The sequence below is a fragment of the Caulobacter sp. FW305-C-30-S16 genome (genome assembly GCF_058783025.1).
In genome coordinates, this window is sequence record NZ_JBYSYH010000001.1 from 159,349 (window position 1) to 177,744 (window position 18,396).

At 68.2% G+C, this 18,396-nt stretch carries 18 protein-coding genes; 8 read left to right on the forward strand and 10 right to left on the reverse strand.

Going from position 1 to position 18,396, the window contains the following annotated elements; all coding sequences use genetic code 11:
• Positions 1-111: 111 nt before the first annotated feature.
• Complete coding sequence (locus AC3WJT_RS00790; protein ID WP_492341158.1) at positions 112-534, reverse strand: PaaI family thioesterase; 423 nt, start codon at positions 532-534, stop codon at positions 112-114.
• Positions 531-1,007, reverse strand: a complete 477-nt coding sequence (locus AC3WJT_RS00795; RefSeq protein ID WP_492341159.1) for a PaaI family thioesterase — start codon at positions 1,005-1,007, stop codon at positions 531-533. Before AC3WJT_RS00795 ends, AC3WJT_RS00790 begins: the two co-directional genes overlap by 4 nt.
• A 36-nt stretch (positions 1,008-1,043) precedes the next feature.
• On the opposite strand from AC3WJT_RS00795, the gene AC3WJT_RS00800 reads away from it, so the two are divergent.
• The 3 genes from AC3WJT_RS00800 to AC3WJT_RS00810 all read left to right on the forward strand — a co-directional run bounded on the left by AC3WJT_RS00800 (position 1,044) and on the right by AC3WJT_RS00810 (position 4,509).
• On the forward strand, positions 1,044-2,051 hold the full coding sequence (locus AC3WJT_RS00800; protein ID WP_492341160.1) for a ligase-associated DNA damage response exonuclease: 1,008 nt from the start codon (positions 1,044-1,046) through the stop codon (positions 2,049-2,051).
• Between the two features lie 86 nt (positions 2,052-2,137).
• A complete protein-coding gene (locus AC3WJT_RS00805) occupies positions 2,138-2,863 on the forward strand; it encodes a hypothetical protein (protein ID WP_492341161.1) in 726 nt (241 codons plus the stop codon).
• Positions 2,864-2,904: 41 nt separating this feature from the next.
• Positions 2,905-4,509: a cisplatin damage response ATP-dependent DNA ligase gene (locus AC3WJT_RS00810; RefSeq protein WP_492341162.1), complete on the forward strand. Its 1,605-nt coding sequence runs from the start codon at positions 2,905-2,907 to the stop codon at positions 4,507-4,509.
• Here the strand turns inward: AC3WJT_RS00810 and AC3WJT_RS00815 are convergent.
• Positions 4,506-5,666 (reverse strand): DegT/DnrJ/EryC1/StrS family aminotransferase, encoded by a 1,161-nt coding sequence (locus AC3WJT_RS00815; RefSeq protein WP_492341163.1) that lies wholly within the window; start codon positions 5,664-5,666, stop codon positions 4,506-4,508. The two genes, AC3WJT_RS00810 and AC3WJT_RS00815, sit on opposite strands and share 4 nt — an antisense overlap.
• A gap of 103 nt (positions 5,667-5,769) precedes the next feature.
• On the opposite strand from AC3WJT_RS00815, the gene AC3WJT_RS00820 reads away from it, so the two are divergent.
• Entirely contained in the window at positions 5,770-6,693 is a 924-nt protein-coding gene (locus AC3WJT_RS00820) for a mechanosensitive ion channel family protein (protein WP_492341164.1), read from the forward strand.
• On the opposite strand, the gene AC3WJT_RS00825 is transcribed toward AC3WJT_RS00820, so the two are convergent.
• The 3 genes from AC3WJT_RS00825 to AC3WJT_RS00835 all read right to left on the reverse strand — a co-directional run bounded on the left by AC3WJT_RS00825 (position 6,623) and on the right by AC3WJT_RS00835 (position 9,788).
• Positions 6,623-7,792: a trans-sulfuration enzyme family protein gene (locus tag AC3WJT_RS00825; RefSeq protein WP_492341165.1), complete on the reverse strand. Its 1,170-nt coding sequence runs from the start codon at positions 7,790-7,792 to the stop codon at positions 6,623-6,625. The two genes, AC3WJT_RS00820 and AC3WJT_RS00825, sit on opposite strands and share 71 nt — an antisense overlap.
• Entirely contained in the window at positions 7,793-9,172 is a 1,380-nt protein-coding gene (locus tag AC3WJT_RS00830) for a pyridoxal-phosphate dependent enzyme (RefSeq protein WP_492341166.1), read from the reverse strand. It lies immediately after the preceding gene.
• A 76-nt stretch (positions 9,173-9,248) separates the two neighbouring features.
• Entirely contained in the window at positions 9,249-9,788 is a 540-nt protein-coding gene (locus AC3WJT_RS00835) for a D-glycero-alpha-D-manno-heptose-1,7-bisphosphate 7-phosphatase (protein ID WP_492341167.1), read from the reverse strand.
• 39 nt (positions 9,789-9,827) lie between these two features.
• On the opposite strand from AC3WJT_RS00835, the gene AC3WJT_RS00840 reads away from it, so the two are divergent.
• The 4 genes from AC3WJT_RS00840 to AC3WJT_RS00855 all read left to right on the forward strand — a co-directional run bounded on the left by AC3WJT_RS00840 (position 9,828) and on the right by AC3WJT_RS00855 (position 14,982).
• Complete coding sequence (locus AC3WJT_RS00840) at positions 9,828-10,889, forward strand: AGE family epimerase/isomerase (RefSeq protein WP_492341168.1); 1,062 nt, start codon at positions 9,828-9,830, stop codon at positions 10,887-10,889.
• A 174-nt stretch (positions 10,890-11,063) separates the two neighbouring features.
• Positions 11,064-11,981: a sulfate adenylyltransferase subunit CysD gene (gene cysD, locus AC3WJT_RS00845; protein ID WP_492341169.1), complete on the forward strand. Its 918-nt coding sequence runs from the start codon at positions 11,064-11,066 to the stop codon at positions 11,979-11,981.
• Positions 11,981-13,879, forward strand: a complete 1,899-nt coding sequence (cysN, locus tag AC3WJT_RS00850) for a sulfate adenylyltransferase subunit CysN (protein ID WP_492341170.1) — start codon at positions 11,981-11,983, stop codon at positions 13,877-13,879. Before cysD ends, cysN begins: the two co-directional genes overlap by 1 nt.
• Positions 13,880-13,911: 32 nt before the next feature.
• On the forward strand, positions 13,912-14,982 hold the full coding sequence (locus AC3WJT_RS00855; protein ID WP_492341171.1) for an acyltransferase family protein: 1,071 nt from the start codon (positions 13,912-13,914) through the stop codon (positions 14,980-14,982).
• A gap of 23 nt (positions 14,983-15,005) precedes the next feature.
• On the opposite strand, the gene AC3WJT_RS00860 is transcribed toward AC3WJT_RS00855, so the two are convergent.
• The 4 genes from AC3WJT_RS00860 to AC3WJT_RS00875 form a co-directional block, all read right to left on the reverse strand.
• Positions 15,006-16,019: an NAD-dependent epimerase gene (locus AC3WJT_RS00860; RefSeq protein ID WP_492341172.1), complete on the reverse strand. Its 1,014-nt coding sequence runs from the start codon at positions 16,017-16,019 to the stop codon at positions 15,006-15,008.
• A gap of 18 nt (positions 16,020-16,037) precedes the next feature.
• Complete coding sequence (locus tag AC3WJT_RS00865; RefSeq protein ID WP_492341173.1) at positions 16,038-17,315, reverse strand: nucleotide sugar dehydrogenase; 1,278 nt, start codon at positions 17,313-17,315, stop codon at positions 16,038-16,040.
• Between the two features lie 90 nt (positions 17,316-17,405).
• Positions 17,406-17,966 carry a hypothetical protein gene (locus AC3WJT_RS00870; protein WP_492341174.1) on the reverse strand — a complete coding sequence of 187 codons (561 nt, stop codon included), beginning with the start codon at positions 17,964-17,966 and terminating at the stop codon, positions 17,406-17,408.
• A gap of 26 nt (positions 17,967-17,992) precedes the next feature.
• Positions 17,993-18,331 carry a hypothetical protein gene (locus AC3WJT_RS00875; protein ID WP_492341175.1) on the reverse strand — a complete coding sequence of 113 codons (339 nt, stop codon included), beginning with the start codon at positions 18,329-18,331 and terminating at the stop codon, positions 17,993-17,995.
• Between the last annotated feature and the right edge of the window lie 65 nt (positions 18,332-18,396).

Genomic DNA, 18,396 nt, shown 5'->3' on the forward strand with positions numbered 1-18,396 from the left:
TAGGGAGTAGGGAGTAGCAAGAGGGGCCATGGATTAGGGGCTAGGGGCTAGTGAAGCGCTGCCTTCGCCGCGACACCGCTCGACTACTCCCTACGCCCTATTCCCTACGCCCTAGGTCTTCTCGGTCGGCGTCACGAGGAAGTGTCCGCGCAGGGCGGCGATCGGCGCGGCGCGCTGGTCCTGCCAGGCCTCGACGTGGACGTTGGCGATGCGCCGGCCGACCTTCTTGATCTCGGCGCGGGCATAGGTCGTCAGCGGCCGGCCCGAGCGCAGGTATTCGATCGACACGTCGATCACCCGCGGCTGGCGCGCCTGGCCTTCCTTGACCAGCAGTTGGGCGAGGGCGGTCATTTCCATGAAGGCGCCCAGCACCCCGCCATGGATCGCCGGCAGGGTCGGATTGCCGATCAGATGCTGGCCGAAGGGCAGGATGGCGGTCATCTCGTCGCCGGCCAGTTCGATCCTCAGACCCAGGAACCGGGCGTAGGGAATCCGCGCCAGCATGGCGTCGACGGTTTCGGCGGGATCGCTCATTTCGACTTCCCGTCCTTGAGATTGGCCCCGAAGCCCCGGCCGCCGCTGGAGTCCAGCATGAAGGCCGCCTGGGCCGCCGCCACCGGATCGGACGGGTCGACGTCGTAGGCCACGGCCCGGACGAAGGCGACCGAGCGGGTGACCTTGAAGCAGTGGGCCTTGGCGAAGATGTCCTTCCCCGGCTCGGCCGGGCGCATGTAGTCGATGCGCAGGTCGAGGGTGGCGATGGTCTTGAACTCGGTCAGCCCCGTATGAACCGCCTGGCCGCAGGCGTGGTCGAGCAGGGCCGTGACCACGCCGCCGGCGATTACGCCCGTATCCGGGTCGCCGATCAGCTTCTCGTCATAGGGCACCCGCAAGGTCGCGCCGTCGGCGTCGAGCGAGATGGTCTCCATCTTCAGGGCGATGGCGTGCGGGCTGCCCTGGTTCATGGCCTGGACGAAGTTGCGCATGACGTCGAGATGATCACTCATGCGTCGGGTTTAGACGTCGCGCGTTCCCATATCCAGATGCTGAAGCCCGAAGCCCTGCTGCACCCCACGCCCGCCGGCCTCTATTGCCCGCCGGGCGACTTCTACATCGACCCTGTCCGGCCCGTGCCGCGGGCGGTCATCACCCATGGCCACGCCGACCATGCCCGGGCCGGTCACGACCACGTGGCGGCCACGCGGCAGACGCTGGACATCATGTCCGTGCGCTATGGCGACGCGTTCGCCGCCGCCTCGCGGCCGCTGGCCTACGGCGAAACCATCGCGCGCGACGGCGTGGAGATCACCCTGGTTCCGGCGGGCCATGTGCTGGGCTCGGCACAGGTGGTGGTGCGCTGGAAGGGCATGACCATCGTCGTGTCGGGCGACTACAAACGGCGGCGCGACCCGACCTGCCCCGCGTTCGAGCCGGTCCCCTGCGACGTGTTCGTCACCGAGGCGACGTTCGGCCTGCCCGTGTTTCGCCACCCGGACGCCGCGGACGAGGTCGCGCGACTGCTGAAGTCGCTCGCGCAGTTCCCGGACCGGGCCCATCTGGTCGGCGCCTACGCGCTCGGCAAGGCGCAGAGGATCATCGCGCTGATGCGTGAAGCCGGCCACGACCGCACCATCCATGTCCACGGCGCGATGGAGGGACTGAATGCTCTCTACGCCCGTCATGGCGTGGACCTTGGCCCGCTCGCCTCGGCCACCGACACGACCAGCGGTCTGGCGGGCGAGATCATCGTATGCCCGCCCTCCGCGCTCGCCGACCGCTGGAGCCGGCGCTTCGCCGACCCGGTCAGCGCCTTCTGTTCCGGCTGGATGCGGGTGCGGGCCCGGGCGCGGCAGCGCGGCGTCGAACTGCCGCTGGTGATTTCCGACCATGCCGACTGGGACGAGCTGACGACGACCCTCGAGGAGCTTTCACCCGGCGAGGTCTGGATCACCCACGGCCGGGAGGAAGCCCTCCTGCGCTGGTGCGCGTTGCGTGGCCAGGCCGCGCGGGCCCTCGCCCTCGTCGGCTACGAGGAAGAAGACGAGGCCTGAGCCCGGCGGCGCGTCGTCGGCAACACCGGGACTGGACAGCGCCACGGTTCGCGTCCTCAATCGGGTCGGCCGCGAGGAGATGGCGGATGAGCCGAAAACCGCGAAACGACTATCGCACCCTCAATGCCGATGAGATCGTCGTCACGGTCAACCGGCTCGTCGACCGGGTCCGGGAGCGGTTTCCGGACTCCGGCCTGACCGGCGCGGCGACCCAGTTGCTGGCGACCGCTAAGGACACCGCCCGCCGGGCACGGGGTCTCTCACGGCCCTATGTCGGCCTGCGCGCTCTGGTGCTGCTGCTCACGACAGGCGGCCTGGCGCTGCTGGTCCTGCTGTTCAAGGACGTCGACTGGGCGGGCATCGCGGGGCGGACCAATGATCTGGCCCTGACCGAGACCCTGGAGTCGACGGTCAACCTGATCCTCCTGGTCGCCGCGGGACTGTGGTTCCTGCTGACGCTGGAGGAGCGCTGGAAGCGCGCGCGGACCCAGACCGCCCTGCATGAGCTGCGGTCGTTCGCGCACGTCGTCGACATGCACCAGCTGACCAAGGACCCGACCATCCTGCTGGGCGGAGGTGGCACGACGCCCTCCTCGCCAGAGCGGCGGATGACGCGGTTCGAGCTGACCCGTTATCTGGAATACTGCGCCGAGATGCTGGCCCTGACCGGCAAGCTGTCGGCCCTCTACGCCGGAGAGAGCCACGACCACGTTGTGATCGCCGCCGCCAGCGACGTGGAAACCCTCTGCACCGACCTCGGCCGCAAGATCTGGCAGAAGATCACCATCCTCGGCGAGCTGGCGGAGCGCTGAGCCTCTCGGCAACCGAAGCGGGCCGTCTATGTTGACGTCCTATGCGCGCCTTCGCCCGCCTTCTTGACCGTCTCGCCTTCACCGCGTCGCGCAATGCGAAGCTGCGGCTGGTGCGCGACTTCCTGGCGGAGACGCCCGATCCGGATCGGGGCTGGGCGCTGGCGGCGCTGACCGGGACGCTGGTCTTCTCGGCGGCCAAGCCGGGCGCGATCCGCAAGGCGGTCGAGGCGCGGATGGATCCGGTGCTGTTCGGCTGGTCCTACGACTATGTCGGCGACCTCGCCGAAACCGTCGCGCTCGTCTGGCCGGCCGAGCCGGGCGCGAACCGCGAGCCGGAACTGTCGGAGGTGGTCGAGGCCTTGCGCACCGCGACGCGGGCGGAGGTCCAGCCGCTGATCGAGCGATGGCTGGACGCGCTGGAGCCCGACGGCCGCTGGGCGCTGCTCAAGCTTCTGACGGGCGGCCTGCGTGTCGGGGTATCGGCCCGTCTGGCGCGGCAGGCCTGCGCCGATCTGGGCGGGGTGACGGTCGCCGACATCGAGGAGGTCTGGCACGGCCTGACGCCGCCCTACGCGGACCTGTTCGCCTGGCTGGAAGGTCGATCGGAGCGGCCCAGCGCCGACACCCCCGGCCGCTTCCGGCCGGTTATGCTGGCCCAGCCGATCGACGAGGCCGTCGACTTCGCGCGACTGAACGCCGCCGACTATGTCGCCGAATGGAAGTGGGACGGCATCCGCATTCAGGCCGTGCGCGAGCGCGGCGAGGCGCGGCTCTACACCCGCACCGGTGACGACATCAGCCATGCCTTCCCGGATGTGCTGGCCGCTCTGACGTTCGAGGGGGCGCTCGACGGCGAGCTGCTGGTCATGCGCGAGGGCGAGGTCGCGCCGTTCGGCGATCTGCAGCAGCGGCTGAACCGCAAGACGGTGGATGCGAAGCTGCTGGCCGCCCATCCGGCCGCCATCCGGGCCTACGACCTGCTGCTCGACGGCGAGGAAGACCTGCGCAGCCTTCCGTTCGCGGAAAGGCGAATCCGGCTGGAATCCTTCATTTCAGCGGCCAACAGCCCGCGGATCGACCTGTCGCCGCTGCAACCGTTCGAAAGCTGGGATGAGCTGGCCGCCCTGCGCGCCGATCCGCCGGCGGGGGATCCGCGCATCGCCGAGGGCCTGATGCTCAAGCGGCGGGACAGCGCCTATGAAGCCGGTCGCCCGAAGGGGCCGTGGTTCAAGTGGAAGCGCGATCCGCACCTGATCGACGCGGTGCTGATGTACGCCCAGCGCGGACACGGCAAGCGGTCGAGCTTCTATTCCGACTTCACCTTCGGGGTCTGGCGCGAGGATGCCGCCGGCGACCGGGCGCTGACCCCGGTCGGCAAGGCCTATTTCGGCTTTACCGACGAGGAGCTGAAACAACTCGACAAGTTCGTGCGGGACAACACCATCGACCGGTTCGGGCCGGTCCGGTCGGTAACGGCCAACGCCGACTTCGGCCTGGTGCTCGAAGTCGCGTTCGAGGGGCTGCAGCGCTCGACCCGCCACAAGAGCGGCGTCGCCATGCGTTTCCCGCGCATCAGCCGCATCCGCTGGGACAAGCCAGCGCGCGAGGCGGACGAACTGGCGACGCTGGAGCGGATGCTGGGCTAGCCGTTGAAGCCCTTCACGGCGTCGATGATCTGCTGCTGCACCGCCTCGTCCATGTAGGGGTGCATCGGCAGGGCCAGGACCTTTTCGGCCAGGGCCTCGGTGACCGCCAGGCCGCCGGCGCCTTGCGGGAAGTGGGCGTAGGGCTCCTGCACGTGCATCGGCACGGGATAGTAGACCGCCGTCGGAACACCCTGGGTCTTGAGGTGGGCGGCGAGGCCGTCGCGGTTCTCGTGCTCGATGACGTACTGCGCCCAGACCGACTGGCCGCCGTCGATGACGGCCGGCGTCGACAGGACCGAGCCCTTCAGGCCGTCCGCGTAGCGGTCGGCCACGGCCTGCCGCATCGTGATTTCTTCGGGGAAGATCGCCAGCTTCTCGATCAGGATCGCCGCCTGGATGGAATCCAGCCGCGAGTTCATGCCGACGCGGGCGTTGAGGTATTTGGACTCGTGCTCGAACACCCGGCCGTTCAGGTCCTGGGCGACCGCCTTGCCGTGCACCCGGAAGCTGTCCATCAGGTCCCAGAGCGCCTGGTCCTTGCACAGCACCGCCCCGCCGTCGCCGTAGCAACCGAGCGGCTTGGCCGGGAAGAAGCTGGTGGTGGTGACGTCCGCCCAGTGAATCGGGTGGTGGCCGTTCAGGGTGCAGCCGAAGCCCTGCGCCGAGTCGCTGATCAGCTTCAGGCCGTGGCGGTCACAGATCGCGCGCAGGGTCGGATAGTCGGCCGGCTGGCCGAACAGGTCGACGGCGATGACCACGGCGGGCTTCAGCTTCCCCTCGGCCTGAACGCCGGCGATGGCGGCCTCCAGCTTCACCGGATCGAGGTTGAAGGTGTCGGGCAGGACATCCACGAACACCGGCGTCGCCCCGACCCACGGCACGACTTCCGGCGTCGCCGTAAAGGTGAAGGACGGACAGAAGACCGCGTCGCCCTCGCCCACGCCCCAGGCCATCAGCGGCAGGGCGATGGCGTCGGTGCCGTTGGCGCAGCTCAGGGACAGGGGCGCCTGGCCGAAGGCGGCCAGCTCGGCCTCGAACTGGCGGACTTCCGGACCCATGACGTAGCCGCCGTGGTCGAGAACGCGGGCGATGGCCGCGTCGAGGCGGCTGCGGATGCGCCGCTGCTGCGCGGCGAGGTCGATGAAAGCGATGCTCATGAGGCGGCTCATAGCGGTGGGGGCGCGGGGTTTCGACACAAACCCTGTAACCGGTTGTTGCGTTTGCTAGTGTCGTCGCAAATCCAGCCCTCCGGAAGCACCCATGCAGTTCGACGACGAGGTAGACAGACGGCTCCGGCAGACGGTGCTGGGGGACGAGTCCCTGCTGCACAAGTTCACCGACGCCGCGGGCGACCTGGCGGTGAATCTGGTGGTCGGGGCGGTCATCCTGATCCTGACGCTGTGGGCCTCGGCCTGGCTGTCAGGGATCACCCGCAACGCCATGGGCCGGCTCCACGGCCGCCATGCGCCGGACCTGACGCTGCAGACCTTCGTCGCCTCGCTGGTCCGCTATGTGATCCTCGTGATCGGCTTCGTGGCCGTACTGCAGCAGCTGGGCGTCAAGACAACCTCGATCGTGGCGGTTCTCGGCGCCGCCTCGCTGGCCGTCGGCCTCGCCCTGCAGGGCGCGCTTTCGAACGTGGCGGCCGGGGTGATGATCCTGCTGTTCCGCCCGTATCGGGTGGGCGACATCATCGAGACCGGCGGCAAGAAGGGCACGGTGCGGGCGCTCGATCTGGTGATCACCGAACTGGCCACGGCCGACAACCTGAAGATCGTCATTCCCAACAACAAGGTGTTCGGCGACGTCATCGTCAACCACAGCCACCATGAGAGCCGCCGCGTCGACGTGACCTTCCGGGTGCTGTCCGCGGCCGACCTGCAGGCCATCATGACCGGGATCCAGGCGCGGGCCGTGGCCAATCCGCTGGTGCTTCAGGCGCCCGCTCCATCCACCACCGTCGCGGCCCTGGGCGAATCCTGGGTCGAGGTCGAGGTCCAGGCCTGGACGAAACGGCAGGACCACGGGACGGTTCAGGCCGACCTGCTGCTGGCCGCCAAGCTGCTGGGCGCCGGCAGGCCCGAAGACCTGCCGCCCCTGCCTGACGCGCCGGTCAGCCCGCCAGAGCCTGCGAAAGGTCCGAAAGCAGGTCGTCGCAGTCTTCGATCCCGACTGAAAGCCTGATCAGGGTGTCGCTGATGCCGATCGCCGCCCGTTGCTCGGGCGGGATCGAGGCGTGGGTCATGATCGCCGGATGCTCGATCAGGCTTTCGACCCCGCCGAGCGACTCGGCCAGGGTGAACAGCTGCGTCCGCTCCAGCACCCGCCGGGCGCGGTCCAGATCGCCGGCGATATCCACCGAGATGATCCCGCCGAAGCCGTTCATCTGACGCCTGGCCAGCGCATGCTGCGGATGGCTTTCGAGGCCCGGGTAGATCACCCGCGTGACATCGTCGCGCGCCTCCAGCCACTGCGCGATCCGCAGGGCGCTCTGGCAGTGGCGCTCCATCCGCAGGGCCAGGGTCTTGAGGCCGCGCAGAGCGAGGAAGCTGTCGAACGGCCCGGAGATCGCGCCGACGGCGTTCTGCAGGAACTTCATCTGCTCGTGGACGGCGCTGTTCTCGCCGACCGCCACCACGCCCCCGACCATGTCCGAGTGGCCGTTGAGATATTTGGTGGTCGAATGCAGCACCAGATCGAAGCCGTGCTCCAGCGGCCGCTGCACGTAAGGGCTGGCGAAGGTGTTGTCGGCGACGCTGATCAGGTCGTGGCGTTTGGCGATGGCCGCGACGGCGGCGAGATCCACCAGCCGCAGGGTCGGATTGGTCGGGGTTTCGACCCAGACCATCTTCGTCTCGGGCCGGATGGCCGCCTCGATCGCCGCCGGATCGGTCATGTCGACGAAGGTGAATGTCAGGCCGGCCGAGCGCGTCCGAACGCGCTGGAACAGCCGATAGCTACCGCCGTAGAGGTCGTCCGAGGCGATGACGTGGGCGCCGCTGTCGAGCAGCTCCAGCGTCGTCGATGCCGCCGCCAGCCCGGAAGCGAAGGCGAAAGCCGCCACACCGCTCTCCAGATCCGCCACGCAGCGCTCAAAGGCGAAGCGGGTGGGGTTGTGGCTGCGCGCATACTCGAACCCCTTGTGCACGCCCGGGCTTTCCTGGGCGTAGGTCGAGGTCGCGTAGATGGGAACCATGACCGCGCCAGTGGTCGGGTCATGGGCCTGGCCGCCGTGAATGGTGCGGGTGGCGAAAGCGAGGCGATTCTTGCCGTCAGTGGTCATTCAAGCCGTCCGCCGAAGGTGGTTGATGAGATCCACGCGGGTGATCAGGCCCACGAGTTTGTCGCCATCCATAACCACGGCGACCTCGTCGCGGTCGAACAGCGGCTTGAGCTCGTCCAGCGACTGGTGAACCTGCAGGGTGTTGACCTCGCGGGTCATGGCGGCGGCGACCTTGGCGCCGAAGCGGTCGGCCCTGCCCTCGCGACCGCCGACGGCGGACAGGATGTCACTCTCGTCGAGGATGCCGACCAGCTTGCCGTGGTCGACCACGGGCAACTGGCTGATGTCGGCCGCCCGCATGCGGTTGTAGGCCGTCAGCAGGCTGTCGTCGGGACCCGTCGCGATGACGCCGCCCTCGGAGAAGTCGCGCGCGATCAGGTCGCGCAGGTCGCCGTGCTTGGGACGATCCTCGAAGCCGTGCGCGGCGACCCACATGTCGTTGAACATCTTGGTCAGGTACTTGCCGCCGGTGTCGCAGACCAGGCTGACGACGCGTTGCGGGGTGGTCTGTTCGCGGCAGTAGCGCAGGGCCGTGGCGAACAGGGTGCCGGACGAGGAGCCGGCGAGGATGCCCTCCTTCTCCAGCAGCAGGCGCGCGCTCTCGACGCTTTCGCGATCCGAGATGGCGTAGGCCTTCGACACCAGATCCATCTGCGCGTTGTCGGGGATGAAGTCCTCGCCGATACCCTCGACGATCCAGCTGCCCGCCTCGCCATAGGTTCCGGTGTTGACGTAGTCATAGAGGATCGAGCCGACCGGGTCGGCGAGGATCATCTTCGTCTTGGGCGAGTGCTTCCTGAAGTAGCGGCCGAGACCGGTGAGCGTGCCGCCCGACCCCACACCGACGACCACCGCGTCCAGATCCCCGCCCATCTGGCTCAGGATCTCGGGGCCGGTCGTGGTTTCGTGGGCCAGCGGGTTGGCCGGGTTCTCGAACTGGTTGACGAAAAAGCCGCCCGTCGACTGGGCGATCGTCTGGGCCATGTCCTGGTAGTATTCCGGGTGCCCCTTGCCGACGTCGGAGCGGGTGATGCGCACATCCACGCCCATGGCCCGCAGGTGCAGGATCTTCTCCCGCGCCATCTTGTCGGGCACCACCAGGATCAGCTTGTAGCCCTTGACCGTCGCGACCTGGGCCAGCCCCAGGCCCGTATTGCCGGCGGTGGCCTCGATGATGGTCCCGCCCGGCTTGAGCCGGCCGTCGGCCTCGGCCGCCTCGATCATCGAACGGGCGATGCGATCCTTGATCGAACCGCCCGGGTTCTGGTTCTCAAGCTTGAGGAACAGCCGGCAAACACCGGTATCGATGTGCGTCACCTCGACCATCGGCGTGTCGCCGATCAGGTCGAGCGACGAACGTGTCGTCGCGGGTAGGGTCATGTGTCACTGCCGCTAGGGAAAGGATTGACCCCGGCTTAGCCTGTATCGGGGCATGGCGGAAGCCGCCGTGCGGCGGTTACGGAAACGTCCTGCCCGTCAAAGCGGCGAGTTCCGGCGTCACGAGCGCCTCAAGATCGCCGCCCGCGTAGAGCACGCCGCGCACGCCGGCGCGCCGCGCGGCCTCCATGTCGGACGGCTTGTCGCCGATCATGAAGGCGTCCTGCGGCGCCACGCCGAAGTCGGCCAGGGCCCGCAGCAGCATGCCGGGATTGGGCTTGCGGTCGGGATGATCGGCGACGCGGTAGCGGGCCTCCGCGGCGGCCTCGTGGTGCGGGGCGAAATAGACGCCGTCGATGCGCGCGCCGATCACCGACAACTGGCGCAGCATTTCGGCGTGGAACGCCTCCATGTCCGCCTCGCTGTAGTAGCCGCGGCCGATGCCAGACTGGTTGGTCGCGATCACGACGACGGCGCCGGCGTCATTGGCGTGCTTCACGGCCGCCATGGCGCCGGGAACCCATTCCAGCTCTTCGGGTTTGAACGCGTAGCCATGGTCCACATTGAGCACGCCGTCGCGGTCGAAGATCACCATGACGGGGCGGGGCGGGATGGACATGAGTCTTCCATATCATTCGCTCATCGGGGAAAAGAAGCCGTGACCGCACCCGTGCAAATCCTCGACCTGAACAGCCGCCTCAAGCTGTGGCTGTTCGACCACGCCCTGCCGCTGTGGTGGGAGGTCGGATTTGACCGCGACAAGGGCGGCTGTTTCGAAAAGATCGGCCAGGACGGCAGGGCTATCGAAGGGCCGCGCCGGGCGCGCGTCGCCGCCCGGCAGGCCTGGGTCTATGCCGAGGCCGGCAAGCTGGGCTGGACCGGTCCCTGGCGCGAGGCGCGGGATCACGCGCTGGAGGCGCTGACCACCACCTTCGCCCGCGATGACGGCCTGTTCCGGATTCTGGCCGCCGCCGACGGGACCGCGCTCGACGAAAGCGCCAATCCCTACGAGCAGGCGTTCGCCCTGCTGGCGTTGAGCAGCGCCGGGCGTGAGCTGGAGGCGATCCGCACCCGCGAGGCCATGATCAACGGCGGGCTGCTGCGCCCGGACGGCGGCGTGCTCGACGACGGCCTGCTGCGCGCCAACCCGATGATGCATCTGTTCGAAGCCGTCCAGGCGTGGGACGCCGTCGGGGTCGACGTGGGCTGGCGCAAGGTCGCGGACGCCATCGCCGCCACCGCCCGGGCCAGGCTGATCGACCCGCAGACGGGCGCGCTGATCGAGCTGTTCGACACCGACTGGCGCCCCCTGCCCGACGCCGATGTTGAGCCCGGCCACCAGTTCGAATGGGGCTGGCTGCTGATGCAGCACCAGGGCGACAATCCGGCCGCCCGCCGGCTGATCGGGATCGGCGAGACCCGGGGCATCGAACAGGGCGTGGCGATCTTCAGTCTGGACCAGGCGCTGGCGCCGCGTGACCGGTCGGCCCGCCTGTGGTCGCAGACCGAGCGGCTGCACGCCCACGCCGCCATGCGGAACTGGGACGGCGTCGTGGACGGCGCGGCCGGTCTGCAACGCTATCTGGACGTGCCGGTGCAGGGCCTGTGGCGCGACCGGCTGCTGGCGGACGGGACGTTCGTCGATGAGCCGGCGCCGGGCAGCTCGCTCTATCACATCATCAGCGCGGTCTCGGCGCTTGACGCCGCCTGCCGGATTTAGGCGAGGGCCTGTCAGGAAAACTGGGCAGCCGGCGTCGCCCGCTGGGTTGCGTCGGACGAGGCCCGCCTTTACCTGCTTGCGCTACGGGGGGACCGGCGGCGACGCGGGCGCCCTCAAGACTTCTGAGCACGCCCCTCCCTTGCGCCCGCGCGCCATCCCGTATCCGATGAGCTGATGACCGCCGCCCTTTCGCCCGCACGACTGACGCACCTGCAGCGCCTCGAGGCCGAGAGCATCCACATCATGCGTGAGGTGGTTTCCGAGGCCGAGCGCCCGGTGATGCTCTATTCGATCGGCAAGGACAGCGCGGTGATGCTGCACCTGGCCGCCAAGGCCTTCTATCCCAGCAAGCCGCCCTTCCCGCTGCTGCACGTGGACACCACCTGGAAGTTCCAGGCGATGTACGAGATGCGCGAGCGGATGGCCCGGGAACTGGGCTTTGACCTGCTGGTGCACAAGAACCCCGAAGCCGAGGCCCAGGGCATCAACCCCTTCGACCATGGCCCCGCCCACACCGACCTGTGGAAAACCGAGGGTCTGAAGCAGGCGCTGGACAAGTTCGGCTTCGACGCGGCCTTCGGCGGCGCGCGCCGCGACGAGGAGAAGAGCCGGGCAAAGGAGCGGATTTTCTCGTTCCGCTCGGCCGAGCAGCGCTGGGACCCCAAGAACCAGCGCCCCGAGCTCTGGCGGCTGTATAACGCCCGCAAGAACAAGGGCGAGAGCATCCGGGTGTTCCCGATCTCCAACTGGACCGAGCTGGATATCTGGCAATACATCCACCTGGAGAACATTCCGATCGTGCCGCTGTATTTCTCCGGCGTGCGGCCGGTGGTCGACCGCGACGGGACGCTGATCATGGTCGACGACGACCGGTTCCGGCTGCGGCCGGGCGAAGAGCCGATGATGAAGTCGGTCCGTTTCCGCACGCTGGGCTGCTACCCGCTGACCGGCGCGGTAGAGAGCACGGCTTCCACCCTGCCCGAAATCATCCAGGAAATGCTGCTGACGACCACCAGCGAGCGTCAGGGTCGGGTTATTGACCACGACCAGACCGCCTCGATGGAAAAGAAAAAGCAGGAGGGGTATTTCTGATGCCCGCCTACAAGCCCGCCGATCTCATCGAGACGGACATCGACGCCTATCTGCTGCAGCACCAGCACAAGTCGCTGCTGCGCTTCATCACCTGCGGATCGGTGGACGACGGCAAGTCGACCCTGATCGGGCGGCTGCTCTACGATTCCAAGATGATCTTCGAGGATCAGCTGGCGGCGCTGGAAGCCGACAGCAAGAAGGTCGGCACCCAGGGCGGGGCGATCGATTTCGCGCTGCTGGTCGACGGGCTGGCCGCCGAGCGCGAGCAGGGCATCACCATCGATGTCGCCTACCGCTTCTTCGCCACCGACAGCCGCAAGTTCATCGTCGCCGACACCCCCGGGCACGAGCAGTACACCCGCAACATGGTCACCGGCGCCTCGACCGCTGACGCGGCCGTGGTGCTGATCGATGCGCGCAAGGGCGTGCTGACCCAGACCCGCCGGCACAGCTATCTCGTGAACCTGCTGGGCATCCGCAACATCGTGCTGGCCGTCAACAAGATGGACCTGGTGGGCTGGGACCAGGCGACGTTCGACGCCATCGTCGCCGACTACAGCGCCTTCGCTGACAAGATCGGCCTGGCCAACTTCACCGCGATTCCGATGTCGGCCCTCGACGGCCAGAACATCACCGAACCCAGCACGGCCGCGCCCTGGTACGACGGCCCGCCGCTGATGCGCTGGCTGGAGACCATCAGCGTCGAGGACGACCTGCAGACCCGCGCCTTCCGGATGCCGGTGCAGTGGGTCAACCGGCCCAACCTCGACTTCCGTGGTTTCAGCGGTCTGATCGCCGCCGGCACAGTGAAGCCCGGCGACCGGGTCAAGGTGCTGCCGTCAGGCCGCGAAAGCACGGTGGCGCGCATCGTCGTGCTGCCCGGCGATCTGGACCAGGCCGTGGCCGGCCAGTCGGTGACCATCACCCTGGCCGACGAGGTCGACGTCTCGCGCGGCGACGTGCTGGTCGGGGCCGAAGATCCCAGTCCCGTGGCCAACCAGTTCGAGACGACCATCGTCTGGATGGACGACGAGGCGATGCTGCCCGGCCGGCCCTATCTGATGAAGATCGGCGCCCAGACCGTCACCGCCTCGATCACCGAGCCGAAGTACCGGGTGCAGGTGAATACGCTGGAGCATATCGCCGCCAAGCGGCTGGAGCTCAACGAGATCGGCGTCTGCAACATCTCGCTCGACCGGGCGATCCCGTTTGAGGCCTACAAGGACAACCGCGATCTCGGCGGCTTCATCCTGATCGACCGCCTGAGCAATCGCACGGTCGGCGCGGGCATGCTGCATTTCGCCCTGCGCCGGGCCGACAACATCCACTGGCAGGCTACCGACATCCACAAGGACGTCCGGGCCGCCCAGAAGGGCCAGAAAGGCCGGGTGGTCTGGTTCACCGGCCTCAGCGGCGCCGGCAAGTCGACCATCGCCAACCTGGTCGAGAAGCGGCTGCACGCGCTGGGCCGTCACACCTACCTGCTCGACGGCGACAACGTGCGTCACGGCCTGAACAAGGATCTGGGCTTCACCGAGGAAGACCGGGTCGAGAACATCCGCCGGGTCGCCGAGGTCAGCAAGCTGATGGTCGACGCCGGGCTGATCGTCCTGACCGCCTTCATCAGCCCGTTCCGGGCCGAGCGGCGCATGGCCCGCGAGATGCTCGAGGACGGCGAGTTCGTCGAGGTCTACGTCGAGACGCCCCTGGCCGTGGCCGAGGAGCGCGACGTGAAGGGGCTCTACAAGAAGGCGCGCGCCGGGCAGCTGAAGAACTTCACCGGGGTGGATTCGCCGTACGAGGCGCCCGAGAACGCCGAGTTGACCGTCGACACGACGACTCTGTCGCCCGTCGAGGCGGCGGAGGCGATCGTGGCGTGGCTGGAAAGCGGCCGCTAGGCCAGGCGACATTGCCCGACGGAACCTCGCCCATGGCGCTGGCGCCCACCCGATCGTCGCGCGAGCTTCCGGCCCTCACGGGCATCCGTGGGCTGGCGGCCGTCATCGTCATGTTCGGCCATGCGGAGCTGTGGTCGCGCTCGGGCGGCCATCACTTTCCGGCCCAGATCTCGGTCGACCTGTTCTTCGTGCTCTCGGGCTTCGTTATCTCCCTGACCTATTTGCGCGCCGGGGGCGAGGGCGTCGCGGACTGGAAAGGTTACGGCCTCGCCCGCTTCGCCCGCATCTATCCGCTCCATCTGGCCACGGCGGGACTGCTGGGCCTCACCGGGGCGCTCCTGACGCTGCGGAGCGGCCAGCCGCTGTCGAGCAGCGTCTTCCACCTGGGTCAGGCCGTGCAGGAGCTCCTGCTGATCGCGCCCCTGCCGGTGGTCGGATCCGAGCACATCTGGAACGCCCCCTCCTGGTCGATCGCCGTAGAATGGTGGGTCTATTTCACACTGTTCCCGGTCCTGGCCCTGATCGGCTGGCGCTTGCCGGCCAGGTCGGCGGCATTGCTTGCGCTGCTGGCGCTGGCCGCCATCGCCATCTGGCTGACCATCGACGCCGACGCCCGGGTCACAAGGGGCTGGCCGGCCCTGATGCGGGGCCTTGCCGGCTTCCTGGCAGGCTGGGCGGCATGGCGTCTGATCGAGGCGCCGCGCCGCTGGACGCCGCCAACCTGGCTAGCCGGACTGCTCGGCGTGTTCATCCTCGCGGTCGCGTTCGGTTTCGCGGCCCTCAGCGCCCAGCCGCCGTGGTTCTGCCTGCCGTTGCTGGGCGTGCTGATCTACGCACTCGCCGCCAACCCGGGCAGCGCCGGGCGACTGCTGAGCACCCGGCCGCTGCTCTGGCTGGGAGACATTTCCTATTCCGTCTACCTGTTGCACGTGCCCGTGCTGATGGTCATGGAAAAGGTGGGCGGCGAAGGCCCGGCGCTCGGTGGGCCGCTGGTCTGGATGGCGATCTGTGTCGCCGTCAGCCTGCTGCTGGGCCAGCTGAGCTACCGCCTGTTTGAGCGGCCGGCGCAGAAGGCGATCCGGGGTCTGTGGAAAGCGCCGTAACGGACGATCGGCGCAGCGAGGCCTCACTTCACCCCGTTGTAGCCCTTGTACCAGTCGACGAAGTTCTTCACGCCCTCTTCGACCGTGACCTGCGGCTTGTAGCCGACGATGCGCTGGAGTTCGGCGACGTCGGCGACGGTGTCGGGCACGTCGCCTGGCTGGAGCGGCAGCATCTCCATGATCGCCTTGCGACCGAGGCACTGCTCCAGCACCTCGATATAGCGCAGCAGCTCGACCCGGTCCTCTGAACCGATGTTGAAGATACGGTAGGGGCCCGAGCCGCTGGTCGCCGGATCCGGCGCCTGGCCGTCCCAGTCAGGGTTCTTGCCCGGCACATTGTCCATCGCCCGGATCACGCCTTCGACGATGTCGTCGATGTAGGTGAAGCTGCGGCTGTGCTTGCCGTGGTTGAACACCTGGATCGGTTCGCCGGCGAGGATCGCCTTGGTGAACATGAACAGCGCCATGTCCGGCCGACCCCAGGGGCCGTAGACGGTGAAGAACCGCAGGCCGGTGCAGGGCAGATCGAACAGGTTGGCGTAGCTGTGCGCCATCAGCTCGTTGGACTTCTTGGTCGCTGCGTAGAGCGTCAGCGGATGCTCGGTGCTGTCATGCTCCGAGAACGGCATCTTCGTGTTGGCGCCGTAGACCGAGCTGGTCGAGGCGAACACCAGATGCTCGACGCCGTTGTGCCGGCAGCCCTCGAGGATGTGCAGGAAGCCGGTGACGTTGCTCTGCACATAGACGTGCGGATTGGTCGCCGCGTAGCGCACCCCGGCCTGGGCCGCGAGATTGATCACCCGCTGGGGCTTGTGGGTGGCGAAAGCCTCTTCCATCGCGGCGCGGTCGCTGAGGTCGATGGTCAGCTGGGTGTAGTTGGGATGGTCGATGGTCCGCGCCAGCCGGGCGCGCTTCAGGTCGGGGTCGTAGTAGTCGTTGAGGCAGTCGACGCCGATCACACTGTCGCCACGCGCGAGCAGGCGCAGCGTGGTGGCCGAGCCGATGAAGCCGGCGCTGCCGGTGACCATGACTTTCATGAGGCGACTCTTCGTGGACTAAAGACGACCGTCTACCGCCGCGCGCGGCAGGGCGGACTTGACGTCGTATAGCACGCTGTCGGCCTTGCCGAGCGCGCGGACGCCCTCGGCGCCGAGGTCGGTGAACTGCTTGTGGGCGACGGCCAGGATCACGACGTCGTAGTCGCCCGGGCGCGGCGTGGAGGTCAGCGTCAGGCCGTACTCATGCTGCGCCTCGGCGGCGTCGACCCACGGGTCGTGGATGTCGACGGCCAGCCGGTGGTCGGTGAGTTCGGCGACGATATCGACGACCTTGGTGTTGCGCAGATCAGGGCAGTTTTCCTTGAACGCCAGCCCCAGCACCAGCGCGCGGGCGCCGACCGGGTTGATCCCCTTGCGCACCATCAGCCGCAGCACCTGGTCGGCGACATAGGCGCCCATGCCGTCGTTGATCCGGCGGCCGGCGAGGATGACCTCGGGATGATAGCCGGCTTCCTGCGCCTTGTGCGTCAGATAGTAGGGATCGACGCCGATGCAGTGACCGCCGACGAGGCCGGGCCGGAAGGGCAGGAAGTTCCACTTCGTCCCGGCCGCCTCGAGCACCTCGAGCGTGTCGATGCCCAGCTTGTTGAAGATCAGGGCGAACTCGTTGATCAGCGCGATGTTCAGGTCGCGCTGGGTGTTCTCGATCACCTTGGCGGCCTCGGCGACCTTGATCGAACTGGCCAGGTGCGTGCCGGCGGGAACGATGGCGCGATAGAGGCCGTCGACGAAGGCGGCCGCTTCGGGAGTCGAGCCGGCGGTGACCTTGGTGATCGTCGACAGGCGGTGCTGGCGGTCGCCCGGATTGGCGCGCTCGGGGCTGTAGCCGCAGAAGAAGTCGACGTTGAAGGTCAGGCCCGATTCCTTCTCGAGGATCGGCACGCAGATCTCTTCGGTGCAGCCGGGGTAGACGGTCGACTCATAGATAACCACGCCGCCGCGCTTCAGATGGCGGCCGATGGCGCGGCTGGCCGAGGAGATGGCGCCCAGGTCCGGACGGCGCGCCGTGTCGATCGGGGTCGGCACGGTGACGATGAAGACGTTGCGGTCGGCGAGATCGGCGTCCTGGTCGCTGAACCGCAGGCGCGAGTTGCCGGTCAGTTCGTGCGGGTCGACCTCCAGCGTGCGGTCTTCACCGCGCCGGAGCTCGGCGATGCGGCCGGAATCGAGGTCGTAGCCGAGCGTGTCGTGCTCGGCCCCGAACGCCACGGCCAGAGGCAGGCCGACGTAGCCCAGTCCAAGGACGCAGATCCGGGCATCAGCGGGAGTCATCATACGGCGGGCCCTGACGCGCGGGCGTGACCTGCCCACACAGGGGCAATCACCGATCCCGCGCGCGCTGGCAAGAGTTTAGCGACCGGAAGGCTAGGGGTCCTGCTCGGTGGGCGCCGTGGTCGCATCCAGCACGCCTTCCCAGGGCAGGCGTTCGACCGTCAGGGTCGGGCCGGCCGCGGCCTTGGTCGCCTTGGCGTCGACGTAGATCGCCGACACCGCGAGCGGGCGGTCCGTAAGGACGAGGATCTCGCAGTTCAGCCGGATCGTCTTGGCGCCGGCGGTCCACGGGGCCGTCGTCGAGGGCTTGCGGGTCGCCGGGCCGCAGGTGCGGTTGCCGATGAGGATCGTCAGCTGCTGCGCGGCGCCGACGCCCTGGGCCGTTGAGGTGCCCGAGGCCTTCACCAGATATCGCCCGGCCGTCATCGCCGGCAGGGTGCAGGTGGTCTGGCCGGCGTTGACGGTGCGGCAGTAGGGCTTGCCGATGTCAGGCTGGGCATAGCCCTGGAATGCCCGGGGCGGTCCGACGGGGGCGGCCGGAGCCGCGGGCGCGGCGGGCGGAGCGGCCGGCCGAACCGCCGCAGGGGCGGTCTGGGCCGACGGCGCGGCCACGCCGATCACCGACAGGGCCGAGGCCAGGATCAGGGTGCGCATGGTGCGTCTCCCGTGTCTGCTGAAGGTCAGGACTTGGACTTCGCGGCCGGCGCAGCGGCGGGCGCTGCAGCCTTCGGCGCGGCGGTGATGACGCCCTGGTTCTGAAGGGCGGCCTGCAGGCTGTTCATTTTGTTGAACATGTCCACGGCGGCGTCGAGGTCGAGGACCAGGCGCACGACCGGCACGGACTTGCCGGACCGCTTCTTGGCCTTGGCGTCCGGGTCATCCATGCGCACGACGCAGAACTCGACGCGCAGGGTGCGGCCGTCAAAGGTCATGCGTTGAACGTTGTCGGCGAAGGTCTCGACGAGGTCAGCGCGGTCTTCGTAGCGCAGGTCCGCGCCGTCCAGGATGGCCTTGGCCATGGGTGTCTCCTTGTGCATCGGGCGATCGCCTGTCGGGCCGCCGGAGCGTCAGTCTATCGGGGTAT

Excerpts from the sequence above, each read along its gene's own strand:
- AC3WJT_RS00875 (WP_492341175.1), bottom strand. The coding sequence starts at position 18,331 with ATGGCCAAGGCCATCCTGGACGGCGCGGACCTGCGCTACGAAGACCGC.
- AC3WJT_RS00825 (WP_492341165.1), bottom strand. The coding sequence starts at position 7,792 with ATGACCACTGACGGCAAGAATCGCCTCGCTTTCGCCACCCGCACCATT.
- cysD (WP_492341169.1), top strand. The coding sequence starts at position 11,064 with ATGACCGCCGCCCTTTCGCCCGCACGACTGACGCACCTGCAGCGCCTC.
- AC3WJT_RS00835 (WP_492341167.1), bottom strand. The coding sequence starts at position 9,788 with ATGTCCATCCCGCCCCGCCCCGTCATGGTGATCTTCGACCGCGACGGC.
- AC3WJT_RS00795 (WP_492341159.1), bottom strand. The coding sequence starts at position 1,007 with ATGAGTGATCATCTCGACGTCATGCGCAACTTCGTCCAGGCCATGAAC.
- AC3WJT_RS00820 (WP_492341164.1), top strand. The coding sequence starts at position 5,770 with ATGCAGTTCGACGACGAGGTAGACAGACGGCTCCGGCAGACGGTGCTG.
- AC3WJT_RS00810 (WP_492341162.1), top strand. The coding sequence starts at position 2,905 with ATGCGCGCCTTCGCCCGCCTTCTTGACCGTCTCGCCTTCACCGCGTCG.
- AC3WJT_RS00865 (WP_492341173.1), bottom strand. The coding sequence starts at position 17,315 with ATGATGACTCCCGCTGATGCCCGGATCTGCGTCCTTGGACTGGGCTAC.
- AC3WJT_RS00815 (WP_492341163.1), bottom strand. The coding sequence starts at position 5,666 with ATGAGCATCGCTTTCATCGACCTCGCCGCGCAGCAGCGGCGCATCCGC.
- AC3WJT_RS00805 (WP_492341161.1), top strand. The coding sequence starts at position 2,138 with ATGAGCCGAAAACCGCGAAACGACTATCGCACCCTCAATGCCGATGAG.
- AC3WJT_RS00860 (WP_492341172.1), bottom strand. The coding sequence starts at position 16,019 with ATGAAAGTCATGGTCACCGGCAGCGCCGGCTTCATCGGCTCGGCCACC.
- AC3WJT_RS00855 (WP_492341171.1), top strand. The coding sequence starts at position 13,912 with ATGGCGCTGGCGCCCACCCGATCGTCGCGCGAGCTTCCGGCCCTCACG.
- AC3WJT_RS00830 (WP_492341166.1), bottom strand. The coding sequence starts at position 9,172 with ATGACCCTACCCGCGACGACACGTTCGTCGCTCGACCTGATCGGCGAC.
- AC3WJT_RS00790 (WP_492341158.1), bottom strand. The coding sequence starts at position 534 with ATGAGCGATCCCGCCGAAACCGTCGACGCCATGCTGGCGCGGATTCCC.
- AC3WJT_RS00800 (WP_492341160.1), top strand. The coding sequence starts at position 1,044 with ATGCTGAAGCCCGAAGCCCTGCTGCACCCCACGCCCGCCGGCCTCTAT.
- AC3WJT_RS00870 (WP_492341174.1), bottom strand. The coding sequence starts at position 17,966 with ATGCGCACCCTGATCCTGGCCTCGGCCCTGTCGGTGATCGGCGTGGCC.
- cysN (WP_492341170.1), top strand. The coding sequence starts at position 11,981 with ATGCCCGCCTACAAGCCCGCCGATCTCATCGAGACGGACATCGACGCC.